Raw genomic sequence first — 5320 nt, forward strand, 5'->3', positions numbered from 1 at the left:
AATGCCAAGGGCGTTCACGACGCCTTCGCGGATATTTACGAAACCCGTTTCAGCTATGCGTTCTAACTTGTGGCGGCTCGTCGCCCGACGGGCCGATCGGATAAACCACCATTGGTCCAAGAACTAACGAGCGCTCGGCGCTCGACTTCGGAGGGAAAACCATGAAGACGATGATTGTGGCTCTGGCGACGGTGGCGGGGCTGGCGCTCCAGGTCCCGTCCGTCGCGAAGGCCGGCGACTGCTGCGCGTGCTGCGGCTGCCAATGCCCCTGCGAAATGACTTGCCATCTGGTCAAGTACATGAAGAAGGTCACCGTGAACTGCTACGGCTGCAAGTGCAATGACTTCTGCATCCCGGGGCCGAGCTGCCCCGGCTGCAAGCACTGCGAAGGCTGCTGCGACTGCGGCTGTGAACCCAAATGCGGTTGCGACAGTGAGTGCAATCAAAAGCCGGACTGTCACTTGACATGGCGCGATTGGTGCCCGACCTGCGCCTGCCCGCACACGGCCAAGCAACTCGTGAAGTATGAAGTGACGAAGGAAATTCCGGCCTACAAGTGGGTCACGGAACCGCTCTGTTGCGGTTGCGCCGAAAAGGCGAAGGCGGAAGACAAGAACGTCCCCGCTCCGGCCCCGCCGGCGCCGCAGAAATCCGCGGACGTGCCTCCCTCACCGTCCCTATCCTTTGCCCTGCCAAAGCGCTAGTCATATTGAAGTGCGGCGACCGAAATCGCACCTTACATGCGAACAGGGTTGTTGACGGCCGTGCGTGTCTCGCACCGACACGCACGGCCGTCTTATTGTAGCAGGCACGCTCTGCGTGCCGTCCGCCACGAGGCACAAAGGCCGATGCCGGAGCCAATATCGCGTAAGAAGTGACGGCACACGGAGTGGGCCTACTGCTTTGGCACCGTGCCGGTGAACACATAGGCTTGCAGCACGACCAAGAGTCCCATTAGGCAGGCCAGGGCGAGGCTGTGCCAAAAGACGAATCGCAGAATTTGCGATTCGCTGCCGGCTTGTCCGGTGGTTGACGCACTGACGACGATGCTCTGGGCATCGATCATCTTGCCCATCACGCCGCCGGTGCTGTTCGAGGTGGCGATCAATACGGGGCTCAAGCCAAGCTGCTGGGCCGTGATTTTTTGCAGATCGCCGAATAGCGCATTCGACGACGTGTCGGAACCCGTCAGCGCCACGCCGAGCCAACCCAGCAGCGGCGCAAAGAACGGATACAGCACGCCCGTGTGCGTGAAGGCCAGCCCGAGCGTCGCGTCGCTGCCGCTATAGCGCGTCACGTAGGCCAAGGCCAACATGCAGGCGATCGTGAACAGCGGCCGCGCCAGTGCCCGCAACGTGCGGCCGAATGTCTTCACGAACCGCGCGGGCGAGATGCCGAGCCAAACCGCCGACACGAGGGCCGCCAGGAGCACGCTCGTTCCCGTCGCAGTTAGCCAGTTGAACCTGAAGACAGCGCTCTCCGGCTTGACCGGTGGCCGGATAACGGGCGGGCTGCGGAACACGTGGTTGTGCAGCGGGCCAATCTCGAAGTTGACGACCGTTCGACCCGTGAGCGCCGTCGGCTGCTCCCACCACGCCGGCGGCTTCGGGATGAGCCCTGCTTGCCGCGCCTTCGTGTCGCGATCCGCAAGGTCCTTGGGGCTCGCGCCACCGTCGAGCAGCGTGCGCACTTGCGGAATGCCCCAGAGGAACACGAATACCGACAGCAATAGCCACGGCGCCCACGCTCTCGCCATTTCGCGACCGCTAGACGCGGGAGGATGTAAAAAACGACGGAGTAAAATGTTTGAAGTGCGCGATGATTGTGATCGTGCTGCTTCCACCGGATTGGGAATCCCGCTCGGCTCATCGGGAAAGCGCCAGACGGAGCGCGGCTTCCAGAATCGCAAGAATAGGGTCATCGCCGCAAGCGAGACCAGCCCGCCCGCCACGTCCACGAGCATCGGTCCGAAAAGCTGCGAGACGGTAAACTGCACGGCCGCGAAACTTCCGCCGGCCACCAGCACGGCCGGCCACACTTCGCGCAGCCCGCGCCAGCCCGAGATCGTCACCACCATCCAGGCGGGCACCAGCATTGAGAACAGCGGCAACTGCCGCCCCGCCATGACGCTGATCACGTCGGGCGAAATGCCGGTCACCTGCCCGAGCGTGATGATCGGAATTCCCAGCGAGCCGAAAGCGACCGGCGCCGTGTTTGCCAACAGGGCCAATCCCGCCGCATAAAGCGGCGGGAAGCCGACGCCAATCATCAACGCCGATGAGATGGCCACCGGCGCGCCGAATCCCGCGCAGCCTTCCATGAACGCCCCGAAGTTGAACGCGATCAAGAGCGCTTGAATCCGCCGATCGGGCGACAGGGCCGCCACGGAACTCTTGATCTTCTCGAATTGCCCCGCCTCGACCGTCAGCGTGTACAGAAACACGGCGGCAAACACGATCCAGCCGATGGGAAACAGTCCGAAGCAGGCCCCATAGCCAGCCGCGGCCAGCGCCATTTGCTTCGGCATTCCGAAACCATAAACGGCAACGACAAGCGCCGTCGCCAATCCGGCCGCCGCCGCCTTCGGCGCCGACCAGCGCATCAGCCCAAGCAATCCCAGCAGCACCACGATCGGCAGCGCCGCCAACAGAGTCGAGATCACCTCGGAGCCGGACGGATTATAGCTCTGCGTCCAGTCCATGATGACTTTTGGAATAGCGGAGGTTGTCGTCAGGCGCCGAGCGGCGCCAGACCGAAAAGTGTACTCCTCGCGCGCCGCTTAAGAAAGTCGCCACGCGGCACCGGACGAGTATGCTAATGTCATCGCTTCCTCAGTCAACTCCTCCGTGGCACACCGGTGGTTGTAGCCTTGCCGATGTGACGCACCACGGAAAGCCGCCCGGGTCGAAAGGCTCTTTCGCCATCGCCGCGCCGCTGATACGATGCGTTGCTCAACCCCGAAGGAGCTGAAATGACCGGCCTTCGCCAACGGTTTCTCGGCCTCTGTCTGCCGCCAATTCTGTTCTGCATGACGGACTTCACCCTTACGCTGGTCGGTCAGCCAGCCGGATACTGGGAGGGTAACCGGACCGGCATTATTGAAGGCTCACCGACCTTTCACTACCTGCTGACGCTCCACCCTGCCGCGTTCGTGATCGGAGTGTTGGTCTGGATCGCGATTTTCGTCGCGCTCCTGCTCCTGCTGCCGGACACGCCGGCGTTGATTACGAGTATCGCAATTGTCCTCGGCCACACCGCGGGGACGGCGGCGTGGCTCAGGGGTAAATTCATGTTCGATTACCAAATCATTGTCGGATTGTTCCTCCTCGCCGCAGTTTCGATCGGCTTGGGGATTCGTTGGGGTTGGCAGGCGAGTCCCAAGGAGCCGTTGCATCTTGGCCGGTTGCAGAGCCTATCGCGGTGGACAATGATTGCGGTCCTCGCAGCCATTGCGGTTTACTTGTTCTTATGGCCGAGAACGGTCAGCGGTTGAGCGGAGATAGACGCCCGCCCCAGCGCCGAGCCATCGTCGCCGCGCCGATTGTGAGCAGCGCTAGCAGGGCTGATGACGGTTCGGGCACTGCCGACGGATTGCCGTTCAGCGTGGCGCCATTCACGAACGGTCCGGCGGGAATCGGATCGCCGCTGAATCCTTCCGCGCTCGGCGGATCCGAACTCGATGAACCTGGTGAGCCAGAGGCGAACGGCGTGGTTGGTTGCAACGAACTCGCCAGCACGAAGCCACTAGATTGGCCGAGCGGCCCGCTGAGAGCGGAGCCGAGCGGATTACCGCTGGAATCAGAAGCGTCGATCGTCAATGTCGCTGGAGACATTGCAGTGCCGCCGATCACCAGCGCGCTTTGAATGATGTGATTGACGGTGAGATCCTTTCCCGCGTTCACTTGAGTGCTGCCCGTGCCGTCGATGCCGCCGACTTGCTGGTTCGTGCCGGAGACGAGTATCCCCGGCGCCGCGCTGCTGTTGCTGATGTTCACTCGGCCGGAACCGGACGCCAATGCCGAAACGGAGCCGGCTAACTCGAGAGTTGCGCCGGCCGCGATCGTTACGTTGACTCCTGTGCCGACCATGGCCGATCCGGAAGTGACATCGAACTTCACCGTGCCGCCGTTGATGTTCAGCGTCGTGCCGGAGTTGAAACTCTGCGGGCCGGAGATGGTCGCCGTGCCGGAGTCCTGTTTCGTGAACGTGCCGGTGAGGCTGAAACCGCCGCTGATGGTGCTCGTGCCGCTGCCACTCAGAGTCCCGCCGCCGGCAACGAGCTGACCGCCCGTGACGTTCAATTTGCCGAGCACGTTCGTGTCGCCGGACGTTTGGGTGTATCCGCCGATCACGTTGAGTATGCTTCCCGCGGCGGCGCGCAGCGTGCCCGTGTTGAGAAAGCCGCTCGCGTTGGGGTGGATCGTCAGCGAAGTCGGCTGGTCGGCGATGATCGTGCCGTTGTTGGTCAGGGCCATCATGCCGACGCCGATGTCGCCGGTGCCGCGCACGGTTTGGCTCGCGCCGATCGTGAGCCGATCCAAGCCGTTCGCGGCAATGATCTGGTTGAGCGTGCTATTCTTCATGATCACCGAGCCGGTCCCGCCGAGCGTCACGCTGCCGCTGAGCAGTTTGATCGTGGTGACGGAATGCAAGGCGGGTATGGTCATGGTGCCATTGTTGGTGATCGCGCCGATCAGGTCGAGGGTCGAACCTTCTTTCTGGGCAATGTCGGCGTTGTTGGTCACGGTGTTCAGAATGGCTTCATCGACGACGCGGATGAAGCCCGCGCCAGTGTTGCCCAGCGCGCCGCCATTGATCGTCGCGCCATTTTGCAGGTCGACCTCGGAGCCCATGCCAAGGGCCTGGATGATGCCGGCTGTGTTCGTGTAGATTCCGCCGTTGAGCGCGAGAGTGGAGCCGTTGCTGGCTTGCAAGATGCCGCCGTTGATGACGCCGCCGGAGTTGGGCGAGATCGTGATTCCAGGGGCCGCGTTGGAATCGATCGTGCCATCGTTGGTGAGCGACATCATATTCAGGCCGATCAGGCCGGTGCCGTTGATCGTGTTGTCGAGGTTGATGAGCCGCTCGTTGCCGACCACGCCGGAAATGTTGCTGCTGCCATTCAGCGAGACCGTCCCGCCGCCGCTGAGCGTGACCGTGCCTCCGCCGCCGTCGAGTTGCAAGTCGGAATTGCCCACCGGGCCCCCGACGAGGCTTATCAAGCCGGCGTTGTCATAGGTCCCGCCGGTCTCGAGTTTGAGCGTGCTATTGACGGCGACCACGATCGCGCCGCCGGCCGGATTGTTCACCGTGCCGCCGA

The 5320-nt window shown here is 62.7% G+C and carries 4 protein-coding genes; 2 read left to right on the forward strand and 2 right to left on the reverse strand.

Features of this window, described 5'->3' with window-relative positions:
• Positions 1-161: 161 nt before the first annotated feature.
• On the forward strand, positions 162-704 hold the full coding sequence (locus tag VGY55_21760; protein ID HEV2972609.1) for a hypothetical protein: 543 nt from the start codon (positions 162-164) through the stop codon (positions 702-704).
• Positions 705-895: 191 nt separating this feature from the next.
• Here the strand turns inward: VGY55_21760 and VGY55_21765 are convergent, their stop codons facing one another.
• Positions 896-2701: an L-lactate permease gene (locus VGY55_21765; GenBank protein ID HEV2972610.1), complete on the reverse strand. Its 1806-nt coding sequence runs from the start codon at positions 2699-2701 to the stop codon at positions 896-898.
• A 270-nt stretch (positions 2702-2971) separates the two neighbouring features.
• Between VGY55_21765 and VGY55_21770 the strand changes: the two genes are divergently transcribed.
• Complete coding sequence (locus VGY55_21770; GenBank protein ID HEV2972611.1) at positions 2972-3493, forward strand: hypothetical protein; 522 nt, start codon at positions 2972-2974, stop codon at positions 3491-3493.
• Here VGY55_21770 and VGY55_21775 read toward each other — a convergent pair.
• Positions 3483-5320: PEP-CTERM sorting domain-containing protein (locus tag VGY55_21775; protein HEV2972612.1), on the reverse strand; the 1838-nt coding region annotated here is incomplete at its 5' end. The genes VGY55_21770 and VGY55_21775 overlap by 11 nt on opposite strands.

The sequence above is a fragment of the Pirellulales bacterium genome (genome assembly GCA_035939775.1).
Taxonomy (GTDB): domain Bacteria; phylum Planctomycetota; class Planctomycetia; order Pirellulales; family DATAWG01; genus DASZFO01.

Excerpts from the sequence above, each read along its gene's own strand:
- VGY55_21760 (HEV2972609.1), top strand. The coding sequence starts at position 162 with ATGAAGACGATGATTGTGGCTCTGGCGACGGTGGCGGGGCTGGCGCTC.
- VGY55_21765 (HEV2972610.1), bottom strand. The coding sequence starts at position 2,701 with ATGGACTGGACGCAGAGCTATAATCCGTCCGGCTCCGAGGTGATCTCG.
- VGY55_21770 (HEV2972611.1), top strand. The coding sequence starts at position 2,972 with ATGACCGGCCTTCGCCAACGGTTTCTCGGCCTCTGTCTGCCGCCAATT.